Origin of the sequence: Abyssicoccus albus, assembly GCF_003815035.1 — a bacterium.
GTDB lineage: Bacteria > Bacillota > Bacilli > Staphylococcales > Abyssicoccaceae > Abyssicoccus > Abyssicoccus albus.
The window spans coordinates 126,385-149,721 of sequence record NZ_RKRK01000002.1 but is presented as its reverse complement, the minus strand read 5'-3'; the positions used below and the strand labels follow the sequence as shown (position 1 = coordinate 149,721).

Sequence of the window (23,337 nt, the reverse complement as noted above, 5' to 3'; positions counted from 1 at the left end):
TGACTTACGATAATACTTTTTGTTCAATGACTTCTCTTAATTGTTTTTGAACACTTTCAATCGGTAATTCACGAACGACTGGGTCTAAGAATCCATGAATGACTAAACGTTCTGCTTCTTCTTGTGAAATTCCACGGCTCATTAAGTAGAATAACTGCATTGGATCGACACGACCAACACTTGCTGCGTGACCTGCAGTAACATCATCTTCATCGATTAATAAGATTGGGTTCGCATCGCCACGTGCTTTCTCACTGAGCATTAATACACGCGATTCTTGTTGTGCATCACTGCCTGATGCTGCTTTCTTAATGTATCCAACACCGTTAAATATAGAACTTGCAGCATCTTTCATCACACCATGTTTTAAAATATGTCCTATACTATCCTTACCGTAATGAATGATTTGAGTTGTAAAGTTCAACTTCTGTTCTCCACGACCAACGACAACTGTCTTCAAGTCACTTGAACTGTTATCACCCATTAAGTATGTTGTATTATCATTAATCGTATCGCCATCGTTCATTAAACCTAACGCCCAGTCTATGACTGCATCACGTGCTGCTACACCACGACGATTCACATAGCCTGTAAATCCTTCTGTTAAGAAATCAACAGCGCCATAAGTCACTTGTGCGTTGTCTTTAGCGATGACTTCGCTGACAACGTTTAATTGTCCATTAGAACGATCTACTGTTGAGATATAGTTCTCAACGTAAGTGACTTGTGCACTTTCTTCTGCAACAATTAATACGTGGTTGTATAATGATGCGTGCTCATCGTCGTGAATTGTCACCATTTGAATTGGCTCTTTCACTTCAACATTTTTCGGTACGTATAAGAATAAACCACCGTTCATTAATGCTGCATGCAACGCTGTTAACTTGTTGTCATCAACTTTCACACCGTCTTGCATGAAGTATTTCTGAACAAGCTCAGAATGTTCTGTCACCGCAGTTTTGATATCTTGTAAAATGACCCCTTGATTGATGAGTTCATCATCTAATTGAAGGTAAGCTTTCGTATTGTTATGTTGTACGTAAATATTTTTAACCGATTCGATGTCGATTAATTGCTTAGCATCTTCTGGTAAATCATTTAATGAATCGAATGATTCACCGTCAACGTTTAAAGATTCAATGTTGAAGAAGTTCCATTTATCTAATTTTGTTTTGTCTGCTTTTGGCATATCTAATGTTGCGACTTTATCCATCGCAGTTGTACGGATATCCATTAACCATTGTGGATCATTTAAAGATTTGGCAAATGATTCCACATCTGATTTTGTCACCGTTAATTCGCTAATCGATGTCATACTAATTCCTCCTATACTGTTAAATTGACTTACTATTCTACTGATGCATCTTCAATATTTAATTCTTCTTTGATCCACTCATAACCTTCAGCTTCTAAACGCTCTGCAAGCTCTTTACCACCTGATTTCACGATACGACCATTCATCATAACATGAACGAAGTCTGGTGTAATATAGTTTAATAAACGTTGATAGTGAGTGATCATTAAGCATCCGAAGTCTTCACCGCGTAATTTATTGATGCCTTTAGATACAACTTTCAATGCATCGATATCAAGACCTGAGTCAATTTCGTCTAGGATTGCAAATTTAGGCTCTAACATCATTAATTGAAGAATCTCGTTACGCTTCTTCTCTCCACCAGAGAATCCTTCGTTTAAGTAACGTTGCGCCATGTCTAAATCCATTTCCAAAAATTCCATGTTTTTATCTAATTTCTTAATGAATTGCATTAAGTTAATTTCGTTACCTTCTTCGCGTTGTGCATTCATCGCTGAACGTAAGAAGTCAGAGTTAGTTACCCCTGAAATTTCAGAAGGGTATTGCATCGCTAAGAATAAACCAGCTTGCGCTCTTTCATCAACTTCCATTTCTAAAACGTTCTCTCCGTCTAAATATACTTCACCTTGAGTGATTTCATAACGAGGGTGGCCCATAATTGCTTGAGCAAGTGTTGATTTACCTGTACCGTTAGGACCCATAACCGCATGAATCTCACCTTGGTTTACTGTTAAGTCGACACCTTTCAAAATTTCCTTGTCATCAATTGATACGTGTAACCCTTTAATTTCTAATGTTGAACCCATATCTATACCTCCACTATTATAATATATTCAATATTGTTTAATCGCACGTCACTATTTTATAATAATTATAATCTAGAGTCAAAACGTGTTTAAACATTTATATTCATTATATCGAATTTTAACGTTAATTAAAACTATTAATCATTATCTAATTTCCCTTAATAAAAAATATGTGTGTATTCATGGCTCCATGAATACACACCTAAAAAACCTATTAGCATAGCGTCAATAAAAAATTTCATTTACATTATTTCATTCTCATTTAGATAGAAAGTTCACGATATTAACCACGCCTTCCATCTTCGTCATAAATTCTACATATTCACCATTTTCAAAACGCATCAAAATTGGAACCGATTGAATCTCTTTGGATTGAGTCCATTGTGGCACGTAATTCAAATTCACTTTAATGATCGGCACGTCACGAACGTCTAATGCAATGTTTAACATGCGTTCAGCCATTTGACATGTTCCACACATTGAAGTATAGCCAAAGATAAAACATGTTGAATTAGATTGAATATGCGTTAATATATCGCTCAATTGTCTCGTGTCGTTCATGATACTTAAACTTTCCTTTCCAAACAAAACCTGTATCTACATAGAATTCATGTCGCATTAATACATTCGCCAAGTAATCCCTTGGACAACGACCGACTTCTGTAAACTTAGGATCAATATATATATGTGTTGATTCACTTAAATGCTTTTTGAACCATTTACGAATTTTGCGTCCTTCAGAGTCCGCATCGGATAAAATATAAACTTGTCTATCATATAACTCTTCGATCATCGCATCTAACTTTGCAACACCCATCGTACCATTCGTACATATAATGTCTACTGGTTCTAACAATACTTCTTCTACTCTTCTTTTGTCGGATTTCCCTTCAACAATTAGTACTTTATTTACAATACTCACTGCTTAATCACCCTTTATATAGAATTTTGAAGCGGATATAACAAAGACTCTAGATACACTCTAGAGTCTTATATTATTATTCATTTGTCATCTCTTTGTATTCAGCAGCAGACATTAATGCATCGATTTCTTCTTGCTTGAAATTAGATACTTGTACAATCCATGCTTTATCATAAGGTGATTCATTCACGAATTCAGGACTATCTTCTAATTCTTCATTGATTGCAACAACTTCACCAGAAATTGGAGCATATAATTCAGAAACAGTTTTAACAGATTCAACGTTACCAAATGACTCTTCTTTTTCTATAGAGTCGCCAATCTCTGGTAATTCAACGAATACGATATCACCAAGCTCTGATTGAGCGAAGTGAGTAATACCGATATACGCTTTATCTCCGTCAACTTTAACCCATTCGTGTTCTTTAGAGTATTTTAATTCCTCAGGTGTATTCATACTAAACCCCTCCATCAAATATCCTTATGTACTACAATTTTATTGTGACATTAAAAATATCAACTTGCAACTTTTTTAACTATTGATTCAACCATTTATTTGTAAATTCAGACTCTTTAAATCCGAACGATGCTTGCTCACCATCATAGACAAACGGACGCTTAATTAACATCCCATCGCTCGCCATCAGTTTCAACACATCCGTCATCGCCATATCGCTTAACTTCTCTTTCAAGCCTAATTCTTTATATGAATTGCCACGTTTATTCAACATTTGATCTAGATCAACATCATCTAACCCAATGACATGCGTTAATACATCCATCGTCGGTGGGTTTTCACGAATGTCAATTCGCTCATAAGGGATATCATGATCATCTAATGTTTTGATCGCCTTCTTACATGTACTACAAGACTTTAATTCGTATACTTTTAACATCATTATCAATCCTTTCATTTGTCAAAACTTTATTTTAATTATAAACTATTCAACAGAAAATCAAAAATTTTAAATGATGGAGGGAAACAAAATGAAAGAGATTAAAGAATTAAGTCAATTTAACGACATCATTCAATCAGAACAACCTGTCATCATTAAGTTCTATGCAACATGGTGCCCAGATTGCACAGTATTAAATAACTTTATCGGACCTGTTGTAGAACAATATAATGACTACGAATGGTATGAAGTGAATCGCGATGAACTGATGGAACCAGCTCAAGATTATGAAGTGATGGGGATTCCAAGTTTATTAATCTTCAAAGACGGAGACAAAATCGCTCATTTACATTCACGCGATGCCAAAACGAAAGAACAAGTTGAAACATTTTTACAAGCACACTTGTAATATGACGAAAAACGAGCGATGCAAAGTTTGCATCGCTCGTTTTTGTTGTGTCGTTTCGTATTCCATCTACAACTCCATCAATTTTGTTGATGGAATTCAACACATTATCACCACGTCTCAACGATATCATCATACCCATTAGAACGTTCTGAACTGTTATCATCATTGACATCCATCAAATACAACTCTGCAATGATCTCTTGATCACTTGAGATATTCATCATTTGATAATACTCTGGCGTGAACATGTAACCTGGTGTATGCCAACATGTTCCAACGGCTTCAGCGTGTAGCAAAAGCATTAAGTTTTGCATAAACGCACCACCAGCCATCAAATTCTCATGATGTTGCTTCTGACGTACATCGCGATCAACTGATACAACTAAAATCCCACCGAGCATTGATAGCTTCGATGCATGATTACGCTTCTTCTGTTCATCGCCTTTGAATGCGATATCTCCAACTTGTTCAGCATATTGTTCCAACTGTTCTTTTTGGACATACTTTATATGCCAAGGTTCACGTACACCATGATTCGGTGCATATATTGCTGAATTAATCGCCTGTTTAACGACGTCAACGTCAATCGTTGACTCTCCAAATATCTTGATACTTCTTCTATTTAAAATTGCGTCTTTAAGATTCATGTTGACTCCCCTCATACATTTCCAATTGATTCTTTAATATATCGACGTGTAGTTGTCCTGGTGCAGCACTTTCTGTAATCGCTCCAAATGTAATACAAGAACCGAAGACACCGCCTGCTATTCGACTAATTTTGCCGAGTTCAGACATTGAAATCCCTACGATATATTGTGATACTTGTTGTTTTGCTTCAAAGACCGCTTGCAATAAAACTAGGACGTCATGACCTGTTTCAGGCATGACAGCAACTTTCAAAATGTCACCACCCATTTCTTGCATCGACGTATAAATTGCCATTAATTCTTTGAACTTCGGTGTGTATTCAAAGTTATGATAACTTAACACGACACCTACTGCTTCACTTTGACTTAAATCGATCAAAGGTTTCACGATATCATCATACATGAGCATCTCAATATCAACAAGCTCAATGGCAGGGTGCTGTATTGCACGTTGTAGTAATTCGAAATATTCATCACTACTATAATCGCCATGACCTCCTTGACCTTTCGTTCTATATGTAAATAGAATCGGAATACCATTCAATTCTTCTTGCAATGCCGTCAAAAATTGTTCTAAATTCGCTAACGTCTCATCACTAAAATAGTCTGCACGAAGTTCTACAATATCTACATATCTATGACTGCTTAATATATCTTTTATTTGTCTTGATAGTTTTTCTAAATTTTCTCCAAGAAGTGACACAACAATTTTCGAATGTCCTTCTCCGATGTGGAGCTTTGGATTTAGCATACATTTCACCTCATTTTTACACTATATCATAAATCGATTTAATATGGATATCGATATTCATTTCTGAAAATTGACCATATTCAAAAAATGGTAGAATGATAATAATAAACGTCAAAAGGAGGTTAACATGTTCAAATATAGTCGAACGTTTTATAAGTTATTATCGTTTGATTTACTCTCTAAACTTGGGTCTAGTATCTTTATGTTCGGCGCCACACTATACATATATGACGTGACTCAATCGGTATTTGCATACACGATTGTACTCGCAATTTCTATGCTTGTTGGGACGTTAGCCCAACCGTTCATTGGATACATATCTGATTTTTTAAACAACCAAAAGATTATCACGATCAGTCAAACGGTCAGTGTACTATCGTTAATTCTTTATCTCATATGGCCATCTCCACATTTCATCTTGTTGGCCATTGTGATTACCCTTTTAAATTTAATCGACTCGATCATTCAGAACAGTATTTTAACGAGTATGAAGCGGATCCTCTACGAAGATGAAGTCAATGTCATTATTCCACTTCGACAATCGATTATGACAGGTGTTAATATTTTATCTCCGATTGTCGGTGGCTTCATGTTCGCGTTTGTTCCATTCAAACTGTTTGTCATTACCGTGTTGATTACGGAATGTATATCGATGATTCTCATATTATTGATTAATTTTAAACATGATGAGAAACAATCACAAATCCAACCATCTCAGTCCATGTTCAAAGAAATTAAAGCAGGGTTTCAATATGTATTAAAGCATAAAGTCATTCGCGCAATGCTCGTCATCGCTATGACTGCGAATTTATTATTCAGTTCAGTCACTGCGGGTATTCCGAAAATATTTATGGAAGACTTCTCACTCGGAGCACATCGACTCGGAATCGTTGAAGGAAGTTTAATGACGGGAATGTTTATTGGCGGTTTGGTTGTGAGCAAAATCTCAAAGCAACTGAAGTTAAAAAATTCACTTGTCGGTGGGCAATTTGTCGTCGCTTTGGTACTTGTATCCTTTAGTTTTCCTTATTTTATTTCAATGAATGTGACATTGATGACGATAGTATATGCAATCATTACATTCATATTAGGACTCACGATGGTTGTACAAAATACACCGTTCCAAATTTATTTACACAATCAAGTTGAAGAGCATATGAAAGGTCGTATGTTTAGTGTCGTATCGATGATTGCAATGTTCGTCATTCCGTTAGGATTAATCGCTTTCGGTATGCTTTACACGTATATTCCTCTTCATTATGTATTGTTCGGTGCGAGTGGATTACTCATTTTAAGCATTCTATTATTTGGACATCAAGTACCAAACATATACCCAAGCAATGAAGAGTGATTTAAGTCTACAGTTTTATCTTCTTACATCAATTCTGTAGTCTTATTTTACAAAAATAAGGACTAGACATCTGGATGTCTAGTCCTTATCATTATTTATCGAACATCTTCTAATTCAGCTTCATGTTGTTCAAAATAATCAACGACGTAAGAACAAACGGGTTGAATCTTATATCCGTGCTCACGAGCATATTCAATTAATGCTTCAACGAGCGCTTTTGCAATCCCTTCACCACGTCGATTCGGTGATACATAAGTATGCGTTGCGATTAACGTTTGATCTTTTACTTCATAATCAAGCTCTGCTTCACGTTCTGACTCTGTCCCGATGTAAAATTTACGATCGATATGCTGTATATTTAAATCGTTCATCTTTATCCCTCACTCTCTGCAAATGACTTAATCTTTTCACCAATTTGATCGCGTACAGTTTGGAACAATGTCCAGTCGCCACCGGCTGGGTCTTGGAATCCCCAATGTTCAGTTCGAACATGTGATGGTGTAATTGGACACACGTCTTTCGCATGATCGCATAGTGTAACGACTAAGTCTGCGTTATTTAAAATTTCAGGGTCAATGACACTAGACTCATGATCAGTAATATCAATCCCTACTTCATTCATTGCTTTAACCGCATTCGGATTGACGCCGTGTGCTTCAATCCCTGCAGAATAAACATCCCAATCTGGTAAGTATTTTTTACCAAATCCTTCAGCTATTTGTGAACGACAAGAATTGCCTGTGCATAAGAAATATATTGTTTTCGTCATACAATCACCTTCTCTTTATGATAATTTCATCTTACAATGGATGACGATCATTCAACAGTTAAATGCTCAAATTGAGTCATATACAATGCATAGTATCGTCCTTTTAAGTTCATCAATTCGTCGTGTGTGCCTTGTTCGACAATACGACCTTCTTCGATATATAAAATACGGTCAACACCTTTAATCGTTGAAAGTCGGTGTGCGATGACGAGCGACGTACGGCCTTTTGCTAATAAATCGAATGCTTGTTGAATTTTATGCTCCGTTGCAACGTCTAATGCACTCGTCGCTTCATCTAATATAATAATTGGTGGATTTTTTATAAACATTCTTGCAATCGACACACGTTGTTTCTGACCACCGGATAATTTCGTCCCGCGTTCTCCTACGATTGTGTCTAACCCTTCTTCCAATCCATCAACAAACGATTTTAACTGGGCATATTCGACAGCCTTCATAATGTCAGAATCATCAACATCTGGATGCCCATAGGCGATGTTCTCTCGTAAAGTCCCAGCGAATAAAAATACATCTTGTTGAACGATTCCAATATACGAACGAAGCGATTTCAACGTAAACCGCTCTAGCGATGTACCGTTAATGCGTATGTCTCCACTTGATGGTGCATAAAATCTTGGAAGCAATGAACAGATGGTAGACTTCCCGCCACCACTTGGTCCAACGAGTGCAATTTGTTCACCATGTTTAATCTTAAATGAAATATCATTCAACACATGCTGCTCGTCATACTTAAATTGTACGTGATCATATTCAATCGTTTCAATTTCACCCGTCAGCTCTATAGCCCCATCGCAATCTTGAATTTCAGGTTCAATCTCCATGATTTCTCTAAAATTACTAAACCCTGCGTATCCTTTTGGAAACATCTCTATCATCAAATTGATTGCACGAAGTGGTTCAAACAATACATTCGTAATCATGATGAACGCAACAAATCCACCATAAGATAATTCACCGTGCAACACGTAATAACTCCCTAAAATGAGTACAATGATTAATGTCGCTTTCTGCGAAATATGTGATATCGTCGTATTCCAACTCATAAAATTATAGGCCTTTAACTTCGTCTGTCGAAATGCGTCATTCGTCTCTTTAAATTGCTCTAATTCATATTTCTCATTCGTAAACGCTTGTACAAGTCGAATCCCACCGATATTATCGCTGATCACTTCGTTGAATCGACTAACATTTTTAAACAACGCCTTAAACGCACGGCCCATCTTTTGATTAAAAAATATCGTCACAAAGAAGATGATTGGAATGATGGTGAAAGTCACTAGTGCAAGCTTTACATCAATCGTCAATAATATGACGAAGGCACCCAACAACGTCATTAATGCCACGAATAAATCTTCTGGACCGTGATGTGCAACTTCACCGATATCCATTAAATCATTCGTTAACCGTCCGATAAGTTTACCCGTCTTATTTTTATCATAGAAACTGAAATTCAGTTTCTGTAAATGTGAATACAATTCATTTCGAATATCTCGTTCAATATTCGTCCCGAGCATATGCCCCCAATATGTCACAATAAACTTAAATACACCTTCGATCAAATAGACAATTAATAAACTGATCGCCGCAATGACAATCCACTTCCAATCTTCTGTTGGTAATAGTTCATCAATAAATATACTCGTCATGAGCGGAAATAATAACTCCAGCAATCCGACGAGCACTGCTGAACCAAAGTCTAATAGAAATAATTTTTTATAAGGCAAATAATACTTCATAAATTCCTTTAACATTGAACAACCTCCACGAAAAGACCTCACATCCTATTGCTTATTATACAATAGGATGTGAGGTCTTTGATATAAATTATTGTTCTGCGTAAATTACCGCACCATCATACTTTTGATCGATGAATTTCTCAACGTCTTCAGACTGTAACGCATCTACTAACGCTTTAATCTTATCGTCGTCTTTATGTCCTTCTTGAACAGCGATAAAGTTTACGTAAGGATTATCTTCTGGTTTCTCTAATTCGATTGAGTCATTCTTCGGACTTAACCCTTGTTCTAACGCGAAGTTAGAATTAATAATCACCGCATCTCCTTCGTCATTATCATAAGACTTCGGTAAGAATTCAGCCGCTTGTTTGTTGTTGAATTTGATGTTCTTTTTGTTTTCTTTAATATCATCAAATGTCGCATCTTTTAATTCAACACCGTCTTTTAATGTAATCAATCCAGCCTCTACGAAGAATCCTAAGAAACGACCTTCCTCTGCTGGATTATTCGATACGAACACTTCAGCACCTTCTGGTAAATCTTCTAATGAGTCATATTTCTTAGAATAGACCGCCATTGGTTCAAGGTGTACATTCCCAGCAACTTCAATCTTATATCCTTTGTTTTCTTTTTCTTTCTCTAAGTACGGTGTATGTTGGAAATAGTTCGCATCTATTTCTCCGGCATCTAATAACTTATTCGGTGTCGTATAATCATTAATTATCTTAATATCTAATTCGTAGCCTTGTTCTTCAAGGACCGGCTTTACTTGTTCTAAAATTTCAGCATGAGGTGCCGGTGATGCACCAACCGTAATCTTTTTATCCTCTTTATTCCCGCTGTCACTTTGCTGTCCACTGTCTTTACTATCTTCATTGCTACACGCTCCCAATACGAATACAATAGTCAATGTTGCGATTAAATAAATAATTTTTTTCATTTCAAATGCCTCCAATATTTTTTATAATGATTAAATTTTATGCTATATCTTTACTACTTACTAACTTACCTCTTATCGACGCGTCGTGCTAACAAGTCTCCTGTCCATTGAATGATAAAGACGATGATCAAGATGAAAATCGTCGACACCCAAATGACGTCGTTTTGGTTCCTTGTAAATCCGACTAAATATGCTAAATTTCCTAATCCACCGGCGCCAATAACACCCGCAACGGCTGTCGAACCGACAAGGGCAATGGCTGTGACGGTAATGCCAGAGATTAACGCTGGTAATGATTCACGAATGAGGACATTCCATATAATCGATCGTGTTGTCGCACCCATCGACTCAGCCGCTTCTATAACGCCTTTATCAATCTCTTTTAATGCAATCTCGACCAGTCTTGCATAGAACGGTGATGCGCCAATGATTAACGCAGGTAAAGCCCCTGTTGGACCACTAATCGTCCCGAGTAATAAACTCGTAAATGGTATCAAGATTAAGATTAAGATGATAAATGGAATCGCTCTAAACAAGTTCACAATAAATGAAACAATACTATAGAACACTCGACTAACACGATCTTCTCTTGTCGACGTTAAGAACAGTAACAATCCGAGGATAATACCGAATATAAACGCAAAAAATGTCGACACGACCGTCATATATAACGTCTCATATACAGCAACCCAAACATCATCCCATCTCACATTTGGCATCGTGACAATTTCTACAATAATATCTTTAAAACTCTTATTCATCGATAACCACCTCGATTTCTACATGACGTGATTTTAAATCTCTTCGAATGACTTCGAAGTCAAAGCCACCAGGTGGTAAAAATTGAACGAGCAACGAACCATAAGCCCCATCGCGACCGTACTTCATATTTGCTTGCAAAATATTCACCTCAATATCGTACGCCTTCGTTAAATAACTCACGATCGGCTCTGTCGTCGACTCTCCGATAAACTTCAACCGATAAATATGATACATCTGTTCATCGATTAACTGCTCGATCACACCACCATCATCATCGATATCTTCTTTGATGAACTCCTTCGTCACAGCGTGTTTAGGCGATTCGAACACATCACGCACAGGACCTACTTCAATAATCTCACCATGCTCCATCACCGCCACCTCGTCACAAATTTTACGAATGACGTGCATCTCATGGGTGATCAGCACGATCGTTAACTGCTCCTCTTCTTTCAATCGAACGAGTAAATCAAGAATCTCATCCGTCGTCCTAGGATCTAGAGCACTCGTCGCCTCATCACAAAGCAATACCGAAGGACCATTCGCCAGCGCACGCGCAATCCCAACACGTTGTTTCTGACCCCCAGATAATTGGCTCGGATAATACGACTCACGACCACTCAACCCAACACGCTCAACAAGCTCAAGTGCCCGCACACGAGCCTCTTTCTTGTTCACCCCAGCAATCTCTAACGGATACATAATATTCTGTAATACCGTTCTAGACCATAATAAATTGAAATGCTGGAACACCATCGATACCTTCTCACGCTTCTTACGAAGCGCCTTAGGCGATAATTTCGACATCGAATCATCACCAATCACGACCTCACCACTCGACGGGGATTCAAGCTGGTTGAACATTCGAATCAATGTACTCTTACCAGCCCCAGAAAAACCAATCACCCCAAAGATAGAACCCTCACGAATCGTCAAATTCACATCACGCACCGCCGTAATATCTTCACCACGGACGTTGAACACTTTGGATATATTTTTTAACTCAATCATATGACACCTACCTCTTGATCAAATTCACTTAATAGATTATTGATGAACCTAATATAAACAATACACATCCAGAGTGAATATACGGATTAACGGTTTAGCAGAATAAAAGGAAGCCAAGGTAAAGCGGAAGAGAAAGTAAACTAAAAAAGCTTTCTCTTATATAAAGAGAAAGCGATACGATCATACTTTCTCTCATCTTCATAAGTCATTAAGCTTATTGTGAATTGGCACCTTGTCATTTAAGACGGTTGCCGGGCTTCAAAGGGCACATCCCTCCACCACTCTGGATAAGAGTTGTTTTATTAAGTTGTTTATAATGATAACACCATCGTTTTTAGAATGCAACAACTATTTTATATTTTCTAATAAATTAGAATTCACATAATTACTAAAAGAAATTACGCAATCACACACGTACAAGATGAACTATTTCTTTGATATAATAAGATCAAATAAGGGGGTATATCATGAAGAAATATGTAAAAGTCGTAGGCGCTGTCATTGAAAAAGATGAGAAAATACTCTGCGCACAACGAAACGGTGAGAAGTCTTTACCGAATATGTGGGAGTTTCCAGGTGGGAAGATTGAAGACGGTGAATTGCCAGAAGCGGCGTTGAAGCGGGAGTTAATGGAAGAGATGGATTGTGAGATTAATGTGTTGGATAAGATTGTGACAACAGTGTATGAGTATGATTTTGCGACGATAGAACTCACGACGTATTATGCTGAGATGGTGAGTGATTCGATTGTGTTGCGTGAGCATCAGGATATGAAGTGGTTGTCTAGAGATGAGTTGGACTCAGTAGAATGGGCCCCAGCAGATATTGAGGCGATTGAGAAGATAAAAAATGGAATATAAAACGTTAAAACCGCAATTAATAAAACATCAATTGCGGTTTCCATTTCGTATAATAATCTTTCTATTCATTAAGTATTCTATACCTTCTAATTTCGTTAGAAGTAAATGCAATGACAGTACTTAAAAAATATAATATTGCAGCGAATACAAATATCCACTGAACACCAAATATATCTGCCATGTAACTACCGAGTAACAACCAAATGATATAACTGCCAAAGATTAAAGTATTAATTGTTGAATAAACACTCGATTGTATATCCAATGGAATCTCAGTTTGTAAAATAGACTTTTGGACAGTCTCGCGAATTTGATATGCCGGGCCATCAATAAAACAAATAATAATTGCTATAATTGCCAAACTATTTAATGAATAACCTATCGTAAGTAAAAACATGATAAAAGCAGATAGTACAATCGTATAACCACCAAGTCGATTGAAACTTTTACTAAATTTAATTAAAATTATACTACCTAATAGCGAACCTAAAGTATAGGTTGCCCCTTGTATACCCCAAATATGTTCGCCTTCATTTAAAATTTCTAAAGTAAATGTTAATAAAAATGTAGGCATCCAGATGATATTTGCTGAAGTTTCTAGTAAATCCATCATAGTAATATCGCGAACAATTTTTTTATCACGAATAAACTTTAATGCTTTAGTAAAGTTAGTGATATTATTTTCATCACGCTTTATACTATCTGCCCTCATGAACAATATTAATAATAACGATATAATAAATAAAAAAATGTACACTATAATGCTTATAATATTACCTAAAAAATTTACGATAGGAACAGCAACTAGCCAGCCTATCGTTTGTGTTAATTGGTTTGATATCGAGAACCAACTATTGCCCTGAATCAATTTTTCTTTGCTTAAAATAATAGGTATTAAAGCTAAACTACCGGGTGTGAAAAAGCTATTACTGATGTTAATTAAAAATACTAATATAAATAAAATATAAATATTTTCAAAATGATGTATCGGAATTAGAAATATGAAAATGATTGCAAATATAATTCTCAAGGATTCACTGTAAATTAATACATTGCGTATACTGAATTTGTGGAATATATAGTTACTGCCAATATAACTTCCGATTACCTTCGCTAACATAGATATTACGATGACTAAAGTAGATTCAAAAACACTTTTAGTATGAGCATAAATTAAAGTTAAGACTGTTACATTAAATATAATTTCACCTAAATTAGAGAATATATTGGTGAATAATAATTTATAAAAGTCTAATGAAAAATGTGATGATTTATTCATTACTTTCATCCTTTGAAGTTTACTATTATACTTTAAATTGCTTTATATCTATTTATCAATATTTAAATATGTAAAATCACTTTATAATAACATAAAATCAATTTAATAATTTAATTATTTTTTATATTATAACAAATTATAAATGATTGATTGTAGAACGATCGTTCGATATAATAATTAATAAAAATGTACATTTCTGTTGAGAGGAAGAATCACATGAAAACTATTAAAGTAGCTGAACTCTTTGCGGGGGTTGGTGGCTTCCGAATCGGATTAGAGAATACAGAAAACAAAATATTTGATATTACATGGGCTAACCAATGGGAGCCTTCAAGAAAAGTTCAACATGCTTTTGACTGTTATAATCGTAACTTCACTACTGGGGAACATTCTAATGTAGATATTGCAGAAGTTTCAGATGAAGAAATGAAAAATACAAATGTAGATATGATTGTTGGTGGATTTCCATGCCAAGATTACTCTGTTGCAAGATCTTTGAATGGTGAACTTGGTATGAGAGGAAAAAAAGGCGTTTTATTTTGGGAGATTGTTCGTTTCATACAAAACACACGACCTAAATACCTCCTTTTAGAAAATGTTGATCGATTATTAAAATCACCTTCAAAACAACGGGGTCGTGATTTTGGTGTTATGCTTTCGACTTTAAATGAACTTGGGTACGACGTTGAATGGCGTGTTATCAACGCTGCTGAATATGGAAATGCTCAAAAAAGACGTAGAGTTTTTATCTTTGGTTATTTAAATAATAGTAATTACGCGAAATCTATAAAAAATATTTCAAATAAAGAAGTCGTATTAAAGTCTGGATTATTTGCAAGTGGTTTTCCAGTTTTAGAAGAATTATATAAAGATAGAGAAAATGAAGTTCAACTTGGACATGATACAGTTAATATCTCTGATCATTTTAGCTTTAATTTTCATACGTCTGGCATTATTAGAGATGGTCATATTTATACAGCACATACAATTCCAATTGAAGAAACACCTAAAACACTTGGAGATATATTAGAAAATAATGTATCAGAAGAATATTTCTTATCAGAAGAAAAAATTGAAAAGTTCAAGTATTTAAGAGGTCCAAAAAAGCTAAAGCGAACTTCAGCCACTGGCCATGAATATCAATATTCAGAAGGCGGCATGTCTCCTTATGATGATATAAATAAACCAGCAAGAACAATGTTAACGAGTGAATCCTCTGTGAATAGAAGTTCACATTTCATAAAAGACGGGGATAATTATAGAACTCTTACGCCTATTGAAGCCGAAAGATTAAATGGTTTTCCTGATAATTGGACTGAAGGAATGCCAAATAAAATGCGTTATTTTTGTATGGGAAATGCTTTAGTAATTCCATTGGTCACTAGAATTGGAAATGAAATCGAACGAATTGAACAAGAACATAGTGATGATTCAATTCAATTAAACTTGTTTTAGCTTATCTATTATAGATAAGCTTTTTTTATTTGAATTTTTTTACTATACTTAAATTATAGACAGGAGTGACGATATGGCGAAGTTTGAATATTCAACGGTTGATGATCTTATAGATTATGCAAAGGAAGCGGAAGGAAAATATCTATACGAAATCGATAAACATGATATGTTGGAAAATACCAATGTAAAAGGTTCCGTTGGACACATTATTGAGGCAAGTTATTTCGGCTATGAAATTAATTCTAATGCCGAAGCTGATTTTGCTGATGTTGGTATTGAGCTAAAAGCTACTGGAATAACTAAAATGAAGTCAGGAAAACTAAAAGCAAAAGAAAGACTCGTATTAAACATAATAAATTACGAATCTGAAGTAAATAATTCTTTCTACTCCTCTAGTTTTTGGACTAAGAATTCTAAACTTTTATTATTCTTTTACGAATATAAAAAAGATAAAAACAATAAAATGGATAGAAAGAATACACAAATAGTTAAAGTCCATTTATTGGACTTTCCAGAAGAAGATTTGGAATTAATAAAAAAAGACTGGAAGTTAATACATAATAGAATAAAAAATGGAGAAGCTCATCTTCTTTCTGAAGGAGATACACTTATTCTAGGTGCTTGTACAAAAGGTAGTACTGCCAAAAAGTCGTTAAGAACACAACCTTGCAGTGATATTAAAGCAAAACAAAGAGCCTATTCTTTAAAACAAGGTTACATGTCAAATTTAGTTAGGAAATTAATCTCTAATGAATATTTAGAATCCATAACAACATCACGTGAAATTAACGAGAAATCTTTAGAAAGCATCTTAGAAAATAAATTTAAGCATTATTACGGAATGACAGATAAACAAATTGCTAAAGATTTAAATGTACCACTATCCAAAGGAAAATCAAAAATACCTGTACTGATGAGTGCTATGCTTGGAATTAAAGGAAATAACCTAAACAACATTGACGAATTTGAAAAGTTTAATATTAAATTTAAAACGATTAATTTAAAACCAAATGGCAAGATGAAAGAACATATGTCATTTGAACAAATTGATTTTCAAAATTATCTCGAGACGGATTGGGAAGACAGTTCACTTAGAGAAATGTTCGAAACAACTAAATGGTTATTTATAGTTTTTCAAATGAATTCAGAGGGTGAAAAAGTTTTTAGAGGAATACATTTATGGAATATGCCTGAACAAGAGATTGATACCCATTTAAAAACGTTCTACTTAAAAACTCAAAACATTCTCCATGAAGGGGTTACACTAACAAAAACTAACCGTGGTATTACGAATAATCTACCAAGTGCAAGTGAATCACCTATGTGTCATATTAGACCTAAAGCAAGAGATTCATCAGATCAATACGAATTGCCAGATGGACAAATGATTACTAAACAGTGTTTTTGGTTGAATAAAGAATATATAGAAAAACAGGTAGGTGTTGTAGATGAATAAAAGTCAAATGCAAAACGATATTGAGAGTGATGAAGAAATTGTTAAGTTTTTAGATCAATTCTTATACCCTACTCTAGAAGATGAATTTTACGTTAAATTTGAACGAGCTAATAATCTTGACGATCAGCATAGTGGTATTGATTTAAGATGTTTTTACAATGAAAATGAATCCTTTAATATTGATGAAAAAACAGCAGCACACTATTTTAAAGATGATTTGAGTAATCCTGGACTGAGTACATTTGCGTTAGAAGTGATGTATTTTAAAGATGATAAAGCAAAAGATGGCTGGTTGTTTGGAAATAAATACAATAGTACTGATACTTATATATTTAATTGGGGGTGGACAGAAAAGGGTTATAACAAAAAGAATAAAATTCATCATGATAAAATAGTAAAAATTGAATCAATGCATATTAACAAAAATACATTAAAGGAATATCTACAAGATAGATATCAAATTAATAAAGAAAATGTATTAGAAGTTTATGAGTCTCTCAAAGGAAATAATAATAAAGGTAATAGACTTCAAATTAGTAATAATAGTGATTTGAATGCTTACTTTATGTTATCAAATCAATATAATGAAAAACCGTTAAACATTATCATGCCCAAAAAAGAGTTATCATACATTGCAAATACACATTTATGTGTTTATAAAGATGAACCACCTAGATTTATTAAAACAAAGTAACTCATTTGATAATCCAAACGTATTTCAAATTTTTTATGATAAATAAGAAATACGTTTGGAGAATAAATTATTCCCCTACATCAATCGTAAACCCCATATCTTCCAACATTTTATAATCCAATTCATTCGCTTGGCCATTCGTAATCAGATAATCCCCGATAAAAATAGAATTCGCTGCTTGCATTGCTAATGGTTGCAATGTTCTTAAGTTAATCTCACGTCCACCTGCGATGCGTATCTCTTTGCTTGGATTAATCAATCTAAATAATGATAATATCCTTAGACATTTCTCTGGTGTCAAATTATCTTCATCACCGAACTTCGTCCCTTTCACAGGGTGTAAAAAATTCACCGGTATACTATCTGCATCGATTTCCTTTAATGCAAAAGCCATATCGATAATATCTTCATCACTTTCTCCCATCCCACATATTACGCCTGAACATGGTGATATATTATGCTTCTTCATCGTTTCTATTGTATTCACTCGATCTTCATATGTATGCGTCGTCACAACTTCTGAATGATAGTTTTCACTCGTATTGATATTATGATTATATCGATCAACACCTGACGCTTTTAACTTCATCGCCTGTTCTTCACTCGCTAAACCTAGACAAGCACATATTTTAAGTTGCGGGTGATTCGTTTTAATATCCTGCACTGTCGAAGCAATATGATTAACTTCTTTATCACTCGGTCCTCGACCACTCATCACAATGCAATACGTCCCTATTTGATTAGACGCACAGAAATCAGCACCTTCTTGAATACGACATGCATCAACAAGTTTATATGTTTCTTTGTTTTTCATTAATTTGGATTGTCCACAATAACCACAATCTTCAGGACAAATTCCACTTTTAGCATTGAGTAACATATTCAGCTTCACTTCTTTACCAAAGAAATGTTTACGCACTTTATACGCTTCATATAATAGGTCATATGTATCAACCGTTGGATCAATAAACATCTCTATCGCTTCTTCTTTTGTTAAATCTTGTTCATGAATCACACGTTCAGATAACATTGTATCTCCTCCTATATGATATATAGGATATCTATAAGTTTTAAATTTGTAAACTCAAAAAATATTTATAGTTTACTAATTGGAGATATTTAATGAGTCTAAAATAATAAAAATGTATTCATTTAGATCAATGAATACATTTGAGCATATTGATTTAATTCAACCAACCCTTTTTCTAACTCATCATACAATCCCACAATCATCACCCCTTTCATTTATCCAATTTATTAAAAATATTAAGATTAAATATTCTATATCTGTTATCTTACGAAGAATCTCTCTAGACCTATATCCTTCATCATCAATTACATACTACTAAATAACCCTTCCAAATATACATTAAATTATTTTTAATTTGACAACTGTATATATCGAGTGTATACTGTGCATATACAATATATACACATCACATTTATAATGAACCAAATTCGAAATGGAGGGTTATATGAACATACAACTCAACCAAAAAAGCGACAAACCGATCTACGAACAACTCAAATCAGAGATCATTCGTCTGATCATGAGTCAACAACTTCGTGAAGGTGAAGCTTTACTTTCAATGCGTGCGTTAGCTAAACAATTAGGTATTAGCGTCATTACAACAAAACGTGCGTACAAAGATTTAGAACAACTTGGCTACATTCAATCTATCGCAGGGAAAGGTACATTCGTCGCTCAGGGGAATACGACGATGATTCGTGAACAGTCACTTAAACAATTAGAGGGAAAAATTAAAGAATCGATTGAGATGTGTAAAGAATTAAACATTGAACGTCATGAATATGAAGAAATTATCGAGTTCTTATGGGAGGAATTATAATGAACGTCATTACGATTAATCAGTTGAAATCAAAGCAGGGGGACTTTGAATTAAACATCGATGAATTAAACATTCCAAAGGGGTATATTACAGGACTGATTGGGGAGAACGGTTCTGGGAAGACGAGTTTAATTTATCATTTATTAAACCTACGTGTACAAGACACAGGTGAGATTAAGATTTTTGACAGAACATTTATTGAAGACCGCGAATACATTTTGTCGAATATTGGGATTGTTTATAGTGAGAATCACTTTCCTGACTTCATGAATCCAAAAAGTTTAGAGAAAATCTTTATCGATTACTATGTCACTTGGGATTCTAACTTATATGCACATTACTTAGACAAGTTCGAAATCCCAATGACGAAAAAAATTAAAACATTATCACAAGGGATGAAAATTAAATTAAACATTGCCACTGCAATGAGTCATAAACCGAAGTTACTCATTCTTGATGAACCAACATCAAACTTAGACCCAACGTTTAGAATTGAACTATTAAATATATTACAAGATTTAATGTTAGATGAAGATCAGACGATATTATTTAGTACTCATATTACATCTGATTTAGAGCAGATTGCAGATTATATCGCGTTCATTGAAGAAGGTCGATTGATGCTTTATGAAGAGAAAGATCACCTATTGGAGCAATATCATATTATTGAAGGGGATGATCTGTTGTTGGATGATGAATTAGACCAATTGTTGATCGGTACTGAATTCAATGATAAGCGTTTTAAAGCGATGACAAAAGATGCGGATGTCTTCCGAGAATTATTTGGCGACAAAGTCATCATCAATCCAATCACCATTGATCAGATGATGTATTTCAGTAAATTGAAGAGATTAGGTGTTAAACATGAAGCAACATATTAAATTGATGCATCATTATAATCAACGTAAATACAAAGCAGTGATTATATTTTTAATCTTAAGTATCGTGTTTCATGTCATTTCTAATGTCATCCAGCAAGCGGAAATTGGAGATTTGTTGCTGATTGTCAGTCAGTTTATATTTATGATTTTTTTCACGTTTAGTATCGCTTTAATTTACAGTTATTTCGAAGATATGACGAGTCATGATTACAAGCAATCCATTTATACTTTCCCTAATCACAGACGTCATATCCTATCTGCAGAATTTATATATATGATTATTATTCATTGTGTACTTGCTGCTGTTTGGACGTTATTACACATCATCACAGGTCGATATGAATTGATTTTAGTCTCGATATCAATCATATTTATCGCGATTTTCATGCACACGCTTATATTTTTTATTTATTATTTCCTTAACTTCAATTGGATTTTAACCCTTATGGCGTACGGAATAATAGGAGTATCTGGTCTGTTCTACTACAGTCCAATGAAGAATTGGTATTTGAAATATCATCAAGCACCTACATTTGAATATGTATATATTCCAATCATCGTAAGTATTGTGACAATACTGCTCACAACGATTGGTTATCTACTTTTACAACGCAAAATAATGCATAAAACATATTGTTAAAGGAGGTTAGCATATGAGAGAAATAAAGTTAATAGCAAAAATGACTCCTTTAAGTACATTTTTTACAATCGTCTGCTATTTACTCATTATCATTTGTATTGCTTTAAACTTGATATTTAGTAATGCAGCCACAGTCCAAGATATTAATACAAATGAACAAACGATTTTCTATTTTTCAATAGATTTTCTAACACTCATTGTAATCTTATGTACGCTCTATATTTCATTTTTTTCGATGAATTTAGTGGACTTTTTCCTTAAAAGTGAAGCTATAGAATTCTTTTTTACGTTATCTTGGAAATATAAACAACTGATTAATGCTCAAATAGTTTTAATCACTTTGATTAATACCCTACTGATAGGGCTATGTTATATTTACTTTTTTATAATTGATAGACCTTTACTTGTCATGGCAATCTTTGTATCAGTTTCATTTAGCTTCATCTTTAATACAAGTTGTCTATTGGCTACTTCTAGTGGCAGATTTAATCTAGCAAATATTTTCGGCATGGTTACTAGTGTCATCGGATCATTATTACTATTACTCTTCTATAGTTTGATTTATAGTGATTATGACCTTAATTTAAATTTTCACCAAGATCCAACTATGAATATTGTTTTATATCATATTCCATATATCTTTTTAATCCTTTCACTATGTTTATTTGTATTTAGCTATCCTATGTATTATAAGAAAATTGTTTCATCTAGTAAGTGTTAAAAGTAAAAGGAGGTTAATGATAAATGAGAGATATTAAATTAATCACTAGGTTAATTCCTTTCAGAACATTTATTACGATTATATATTTATCGTTTATCATCATATGTTCAGGTATTAATTTCTACTTAAACTTCCAACATGCTGGTATGAACAATGAAGTACCTTCAGACAGATATTTCTTAAAAGACACGATGACCATTTTAATTTATATTATAAGTTTTCATATTTCATTATATTTAGGTGACTTAATGATAGAATTAAATAAATCTAATATTTCTACATTTATATTTTCACTACCGATAAAGTTTTCAAATTTTATTCAAAATATTATTATATTTAATCTTGTTATAAACATTATATTGATTTGCATAACATATCTTTATTTCTTATCGATTCATGAAACGAATCATATTTATAGTATATTAGCTCTTGTATCAATGAGCCTTTTTATTCAAACAGTATGTTTCACATTAACTTTTAATGGGGAATACAAAGATGCTCGTGATTATGGGATTGTCTTATCTATATTTGCAATCATTGTTCTTATAATACATTATATTTTAATCAATCAAGGCACCGAAATTTCTATTCACCTTAATAAAGATTCGATTGGTTATTTTCTATTAAATAACATATATTATATCGTGCTACTTATTTCAATCTGTGTACACATACTAAGTTACTTCATGTATAAAAGTAAGATAGCATATTCCAATAAATGTTGAATCTTTTGAAGCATAGTTTTGCATGTAAAAATGTATCTAGGACATAAGTAATCCTGACAAAAAAAAGCTATAAAATTTTGATGATCGTCAAAATTTATCGCTAATTTTTTATTTTACTATCTACACAAACCATATTTCTTATATTTATAATCATTAATTAAAAATTTATATTTCACTTTGAATGGATTAATTCAATGATTTTCTGTATTCAGAGTATTTCCGATTTACTCTGATTACCAGACTATTTTTCACTCATTTTCCTCTCGTATTCAGAGTATTTCCGATTTACTCTGATTACCAGACTATTTTCCACTTATTTTCTCTCATATTCAGAGTATTTACGATTTACTCTGATTACCAGACTATTTTTCACTCATTTTCCACTCGTATTCAGAGTATTCACGATTTACTCTGATTACCAGTAAATGAGTTGTTTTTTA

26 protein-coding genes and 1 riboswitch are annotated in these 23,337 nt (G+C 33.9%); of the genes, 9 read left to right on the top strand and 17 right to left on the bottom strand.

Going from position 1 to position 23,337, the window contains the following annotated elements; all coding sequences use genetic code 11:
* Positions 1-4: 4 nt before the first annotated feature.
* The 6 genes from sufD to EDD62_RS00745 form a co-directional block, all read right to left on the bottom strand.
* Complete coding sequence (gene sufD / locus EDD62_RS00770; RefSeq protein ID WP_123807167.1) at positions 5-1,315, bottom strand: Fe-S cluster assembly protein SufD; 1,311 nt, start codon at positions 1,313-1,315, stop codon at positions 5-7.
* Positions 1,316-1,347: 32 nt separating this feature from the next.
* Positions 1,348-2,121: a Fe-S cluster assembly ATPase SufC gene (gene sufC / locus EDD62_RS00765; protein WP_123807166.1), complete on the bottom strand. Its 774-nt coding sequence runs from the start codon at positions 2,119-2,121 to the stop codon at positions 1,348-1,350.
* Between the two features lie 258 nt (positions 2,122-2,379).
* Complete coding sequence (locus tag EDD62_RS00760) at positions 2,380-2,583, bottom strand: thioredoxin domain-containing protein (protein WP_249037313.1); 204 nt, start codon at positions 2,581-2,583, stop codon at positions 2,380-2,382.
* A 49-nt stretch (positions 2,584-2,632) separates the two neighbouring features.
* On the bottom strand, positions 2,633-3,043 hold the full coding sequence (locus EDD62_RS00755; protein WP_077140727.1) for a toprim domain-containing protein: 411 nt from the start codon (positions 3,041-3,043) through the stop codon (positions 2,633-2,635).
* A gap of 76 nt (positions 3,044-3,119) precedes the next feature.
* Positions 3,120-3,500: a glycine cleavage system protein GcvH gene (gcvH, locus tag EDD62_RS00750; protein ID WP_077140728.1), complete on the bottom strand. Its 381-nt coding sequence runs from the start codon at positions 3,498-3,500 to the stop codon at positions 3,120-3,122.
* A gap of 79 nt (positions 3,501-3,579) precedes the next feature.
* A complete protein-coding gene (locus EDD62_RS00745; protein WP_170152732.1) occupies positions 3,580-3,939 on the bottom strand; it encodes a Spx/MgsR family RNA polymerase-binding regulatory protein in 360 nt (119 codons plus the stop codon).
* A 91-nt stretch (positions 3,940-4,030) separates the two neighbouring features.
* Between EDD62_RS00745 and EDD62_RS00740 the strand changes: the two genes are divergently transcribed.
* A complete protein-coding gene (locus EDD62_RS00740) occupies positions 4,031-4,348 on the top strand; it encodes a thioredoxin family protein (protein ID WP_077140730.1) in 318 nt (105 codons plus the stop codon).
* 107 nt (positions 4,349-4,455) lie between these two features.
* Here EDD62_RS00740 and EDD62_RS00735 read toward each other — a convergent pair whose 3' ends face one another.
* Both EDD62_RS00735 and aroD read right to left on the bottom strand, forming a co-directional pair.
* Complete coding sequence (locus EDD62_RS00735) at positions 4,456-4,995, bottom strand: nitroreductase family protein (protein WP_170152731.1); 540 nt, start codon at positions 4,993-4,995, stop codon at positions 4,456-4,458.
* Positions 4,985-5,746 carry a type I 3-dehydroquinate dehydratase gene (gene aroD, locus EDD62_RS00730; RefSeq protein WP_123807162.1) on the bottom strand — a complete coding sequence of 254 codons (762 nt, stop codon included), beginning with the start codon at positions 5,744-5,746 and terminating at the stop codon, positions 4,985-4,987. Before aroD ends, EDD62_RS00735 begins: the two co-directional genes overlap by 11 nt.
* A 127-nt stretch (positions 5,747-5,873) precedes the next feature.
* On the opposite strand from aroD, the gene EDD62_RS00725 reads away from it, so the two are divergent.
* Positions 5,874-7,097: an MFS transporter gene (locus EDD62_RS00725; protein WP_123807161.1), complete on the top strand. Its 1,224-nt coding sequence runs from the start codon at positions 5,874-5,876 to the stop codon at positions 7,095-7,097.
* Positions 7,098-7,192: 95 nt separating this feature from the next.
* Here the strand turns inward: EDD62_RS00725 and EDD62_RS00720 are convergent, their stop codons facing one another.
* The 6 genes from EDD62_RS00720 to EDD62_RS00695 form a co-directional block, all read right to left on the bottom strand.
* Positions 7,193-7,468 (bottom strand): GNAT family N-acetyltransferase, encoded by a 276-nt coding sequence (locus EDD62_RS00720; protein ID WP_123807160.1) that lies wholly within the window; start codon positions 7,466-7,468, stop codon positions 7,193-7,195.
* Between the two features lie 2 nt (positions 7,469-7,470).
* The gene (gene arsC, locus EDD62_RS00715) at positions 7,471-7,866 is read right to left on the bottom strand and encodes an arsenate reductase (thioredoxin) (RefSeq protein WP_123807159.1); all 396 of its coding nucleotides are present in this window, start codon (positions 7,864-7,866) and stop codon (positions 7,471-7,473) included.
* Between the two features lie 47 nt (positions 7,867-7,913).
* Positions 7,914-9,638, bottom strand: coding sequence for an ABC transporter ATP-binding protein (locus EDD62_RS00710; RefSeq protein WP_123807158.1), 1,725 nt, complete (start codon positions 9,636-9,638; stop codon positions 7,914-7,916).
* A gap of 73 nt (positions 9,639-9,711) precedes the next feature.
* The gene (locus tag EDD62_RS00705) at positions 9,712-10,563 is read right to left on the bottom strand and encodes a MetQ/NlpA family ABC transporter substrate-binding protein (RefSeq protein ID WP_123807157.1); all 852 of its coding nucleotides are present in this window, start codon (positions 10,561-10,563) and stop codon (positions 9,712-9,714) included.
* A 65-nt stretch (positions 10,564-10,628) separates the two neighbouring features.
* Positions 10,629-11,324 carry a methionine ABC transporter permease gene (locus EDD62_RS00700; protein ID WP_123807156.1) on the bottom strand — a complete coding sequence of 232 codons (696 nt, stop codon included), beginning with the start codon at positions 11,322-11,324 and terminating at the stop codon, positions 10,629-10,631.
* The gene (locus EDD62_RS00695; protein WP_123807155.1) at positions 11,317-12,336 is read right to left on the bottom strand and encodes a methionine ABC transporter ATP-binding protein; all 1,020 of its coding nucleotides are present in this window, start codon (positions 12,334-12,336) and stop codon (positions 11,317-11,319) included. The genes EDD62_RS00700 and EDD62_RS00695 overlap by 8 nt, the downstream gene beginning before the upstream one ends.
* A gap of 189 nt (positions 12,337-12,525) precedes the next feature.
* Positions 12,526-12,630, bottom strand: a riboswitch (SAM riboswitch).
* Positions 12,631-12,803: 173 nt separating this feature from the next.
* Here EDD62_RS00695 and EDD62_RS00690 point away from each other — a divergent pair.
* Positions 12,804-13,196 carry a (deoxy)nucleoside triphosphate pyrophosphohydrolase gene (locus EDD62_RS00690; RefSeq protein WP_123807154.1) on the top strand — a complete coding sequence of 131 codons (393 nt, stop codon included), beginning with the start codon at positions 12,804-12,806 and terminating at the stop codon, positions 13,194-13,196.
* 61 nt (positions 13,197-13,257) lie between these two features.
* Here the strand turns inward: EDD62_RS00690 and EDD62_RS00685 are convergent, their stop codons facing one another.
* The gene (locus tag EDD62_RS00685; protein ID WP_170152730.1) at positions 13,258-14,475 is read right to left on the bottom strand and encodes an MFS transporter; all 1,218 of its coding nucleotides are present in this window, start codon (positions 14,473-14,475) and stop codon (positions 13,258-13,260) included.
* A 216-nt stretch (positions 14,476-14,691) separates the two neighbouring features.
* Here EDD62_RS00685 and dcm point away from each other — a divergent pair, with 216 nt between their 5' ends.
* The 3 genes from dcm (at position 14,692) to EDD62_RS00670 (ending at position 18,080) form a co-directional block, all read left to right on the top strand.
* On the top strand, positions 14,692-15,930 hold the full coding sequence (gene dcm, locus EDD62_RS00680) for a DNA (cytosine-5-)-methyltransferase (protein WP_123807152.1): 1,239 nt from the start codon (positions 14,692-14,694) through the stop codon (positions 15,928-15,930).
* A gap of 73 nt (positions 15,931-16,003) precedes the next feature.
* Positions 16,004-17,386 (top strand): Sau3AI family type II restriction endonuclease, encoded by a 1,383-nt coding sequence (locus EDD62_RS00675; protein ID WP_123807151.1) that lies wholly within the window; start codon positions 16,004-16,006, stop codon positions 17,384-17,386.
* On the top strand, positions 17,379-18,080 hold the full coding sequence (locus EDD62_RS00670; RefSeq protein WP_123807150.1) for a hypothetical protein: 702 nt from the start codon (positions 17,379-17,381) through the stop codon (positions 18,078-18,080). The genes EDD62_RS00675 and EDD62_RS00670 overlap by 8 nt, the downstream gene beginning before the upstream one ends.
* 67 nt (positions 18,081-18,147) lie before the next feature.
* On the opposite strand, the gene bioB is transcribed toward EDD62_RS00670, so the two are convergent.
* On the bottom strand, positions 18,148-19,110 hold the full coding sequence (gene bioB / locus EDD62_RS00665) for a biotin synthase BioB (protein ID WP_123807149.1): 963 nt from the start codon (positions 19,108-19,110) through the stop codon (positions 18,148-18,150).
* Between the two features lie 445 nt (positions 19,111-19,555).
* Between bioB and EDD62_RS00660 the strand changes: the two genes are divergently transcribed.
* From EDD62_RS00660 to EDD62_RS00650, 3 genes are read left to right on the top strand one after another with little or no spacing between them, the layout of a single operon-like run.
* Positions 19,556-19,930 (top strand): GntR family transcriptional regulator, encoded by a 375-nt coding sequence (locus tag EDD62_RS00660; protein ID WP_077140744.1) that lies wholly within the window; start codon positions 19,556-19,558, stop codon positions 19,928-19,930.
* Complete coding sequence (locus tag EDD62_RS00655; protein WP_170152729.1) at positions 19,930-20,811, top strand: ABC transporter ATP-binding protein; 882 nt, start codon at positions 19,930-19,932, stop codon at positions 20,809-20,811. Before EDD62_RS00660 ends, EDD62_RS00655 begins: the two co-directional genes overlap by 1 nt.
* Positions 20,795-21,451: a hypothetical protein gene (locus EDD62_RS00650; protein ID WP_123807147.1), complete on the top strand. Its 657-nt coding sequence runs from the start codon at positions 20,795-20,797 to the stop codon at positions 21,449-21,451. Before EDD62_RS00655 ends, EDD62_RS00650 begins: the two co-directional genes overlap by 17 nt.
* A 375-nt stretch (positions 21,452-21,826) precedes the next feature.
* On the opposite strand, the gene EDD62_RS09145 is transcribed toward EDD62_RS00650, so the two are convergent.
* Complete coding sequence (locus tag EDD62_RS09145) at positions 21,827-21,976, bottom strand: hypothetical protein (RefSeq protein WP_170152728.1); 150 nt, start codon at positions 21,974-21,976, stop codon at positions 21,827-21,829.
* Between the last annotated feature and the right edge of the window lie 1,361 nt (positions 21,977-23,337).

Excerpts from the sequence above, each read along its gene's own strand:
- sufD (WP_123807167.1), bottom strand. The coding sequence starts at position 1,315 with ATGACATCGATTAGCGAATTAACGGTGACAAAATCAGATGTGGAATCA.
- sufC (WP_123807166.1), bottom strand. The coding sequence starts at position 2,121 with ATGGGTTCAACATTAGAAATTAAAGGGTTACACGTATCAATTGATGAC.
- EDD62_RS00760 (WP_249037313.1), bottom strand. The coding sequence starts at position 2,583 with ATGGCTGAACGCATGTTAAACATTGCATTAGACGTTCGTGACGTGCCG.
- gcvH (WP_077140728.1), bottom strand. The coding sequence starts at position 3,500 with ATGAATACACCTGAGGAATTAAAATACTCTAAAGAACACGAATGGGTT.
- EDD62_RS00745 (WP_170152732.1), bottom strand. The coding sequence starts at position 3,939 with ATGTTAAAAGTATACGAATTAAAGTCTTGTAGTACATGTAAGAAGGCG.
- EDD62_RS00740 (WP_077140730.1), top strand. The coding sequence starts at position 4,031 with ATGAAAGAGATTAAAGAATTAAGTCAATTTAACGACATCATTCAATCA.
- EDD62_RS00735 (WP_170152731.1), bottom strand. The coding sequence starts at position 4,995 with ATGAATCTTAAAGACGCAATTTTAAATAGAAGAAGTATCAAGATATTT.
- aroD (WP_123807162.1), bottom strand. The coding sequence starts at position 5,746 with ATGCTAAATCCAAAGCTCCACATCGGAGAAGGACATTCGAAAATTGTT.
- EDD62_RS00725 (WP_123807161.1), top strand. The coding sequence starts at position 5,874 with ATGTTCAAATATAGTCGAACGTTTTATAAGTTATTATCGTTTGATTTA.
- EDD62_RS00720 (WP_123807160.1), bottom strand. The coding sequence starts at position 7,468 with ATGAACGATTTAAATATACAGCATATCGATCGTAAATTTTACATCGGG.
- arsC (WP_123807159.1), bottom strand. The coding sequence starts at position 7,866 with ATGACGAAAACAATATATTTCTTATGCACAGGCAATTCTTGTCGTTCA.
- EDD62_RS00710 (WP_123807158.1), bottom strand. The coding sequence starts at position 9,638 with ATGTTAAAGGAATTTATGAAGTATTATTTGCCTTATAAAAAATTATTT.
- EDD62_RS00705 (WP_123807157.1), bottom strand. The coding sequence starts at position 10,563 with ATGAAAAAAATTATTTATTTAATCGCAACATTGACTATTGTATTCGTA.
- EDD62_RS00700 (WP_123807156.1), bottom strand. The coding sequence starts at position 11,324 with ATGAATAAGAGTTTTAAAGATATTATTGTAGAAATTGTCACGATGCCA.
- EDD62_RS00695 (WP_123807155.1), bottom strand. The coding sequence starts at position 12,336 with ATGATTGAGTTAAAAAATATATCCAAAGTGTTCAACGTCCGTGGTGAA.
- EDD62_RS00690 (WP_123807154.1), top strand. The coding sequence starts at position 12,804 with ATGAAGAAATATGTAAAAGTCGTAGGCGCTGTCATTGAAAAAGATGAG.
- EDD62_RS00685 (WP_170152730.1), bottom strand. The coding sequence starts at position 14,475 with ATGAATAAATCATCACATTTTTCATTAGACTTTTATAAATTATTATTC.
- dcm (WP_123807152.1), top strand. The coding sequence starts at position 14,692 with ATGAAAACTATTAAAGTAGCTGAACTCTTTGCGGGGGTTGGTGGCTTC.
- EDD62_RS00675 (WP_123807151.1), top strand. The coding sequence starts at position 16,004 with ATGGCGAAGTTTGAATATTCAACGGTTGATGATCTTATAGATTATGCA.
- EDD62_RS00670 (WP_123807150.1), top strand. The coding sequence starts at position 17,379 with ATGAATAAAAGTCAAATGCAAAACGATATTGAGAGTGATGAAGAAATT.
- bioB (WP_123807149.1), bottom strand. The coding sequence starts at position 19,110 with ATGTTATCTGAACGTGTGATTCATGAACAAGATTTAACAAAAGAAGAA.
- EDD62_RS00660 (WP_077140744.1), top strand. The coding sequence starts at position 19,556 with ATGAACATACAACTCAACCAAAAAAGCGACAAACCGATCTACGAACAA.
- EDD62_RS00655 (WP_170152729.1), top strand. The coding sequence starts at position 19,930 with ATGAACGTCATTACGATTAATCAGTTGAAATCAAAGCAGGGGGACTTT.
- EDD62_RS00650 (WP_123807147.1), top strand. The coding sequence starts at position 20,795 with ATGAAGCAACATATTAAATTGATGCATCATTATAATCAACGTAAATAC.
- EDD62_RS09145 (WP_170152728.1), bottom strand. The coding sequence starts at position 21,976 with ATGACACTAGTAACCATGCCGAAAATATTTGCTAGATTAAATCTGCCA.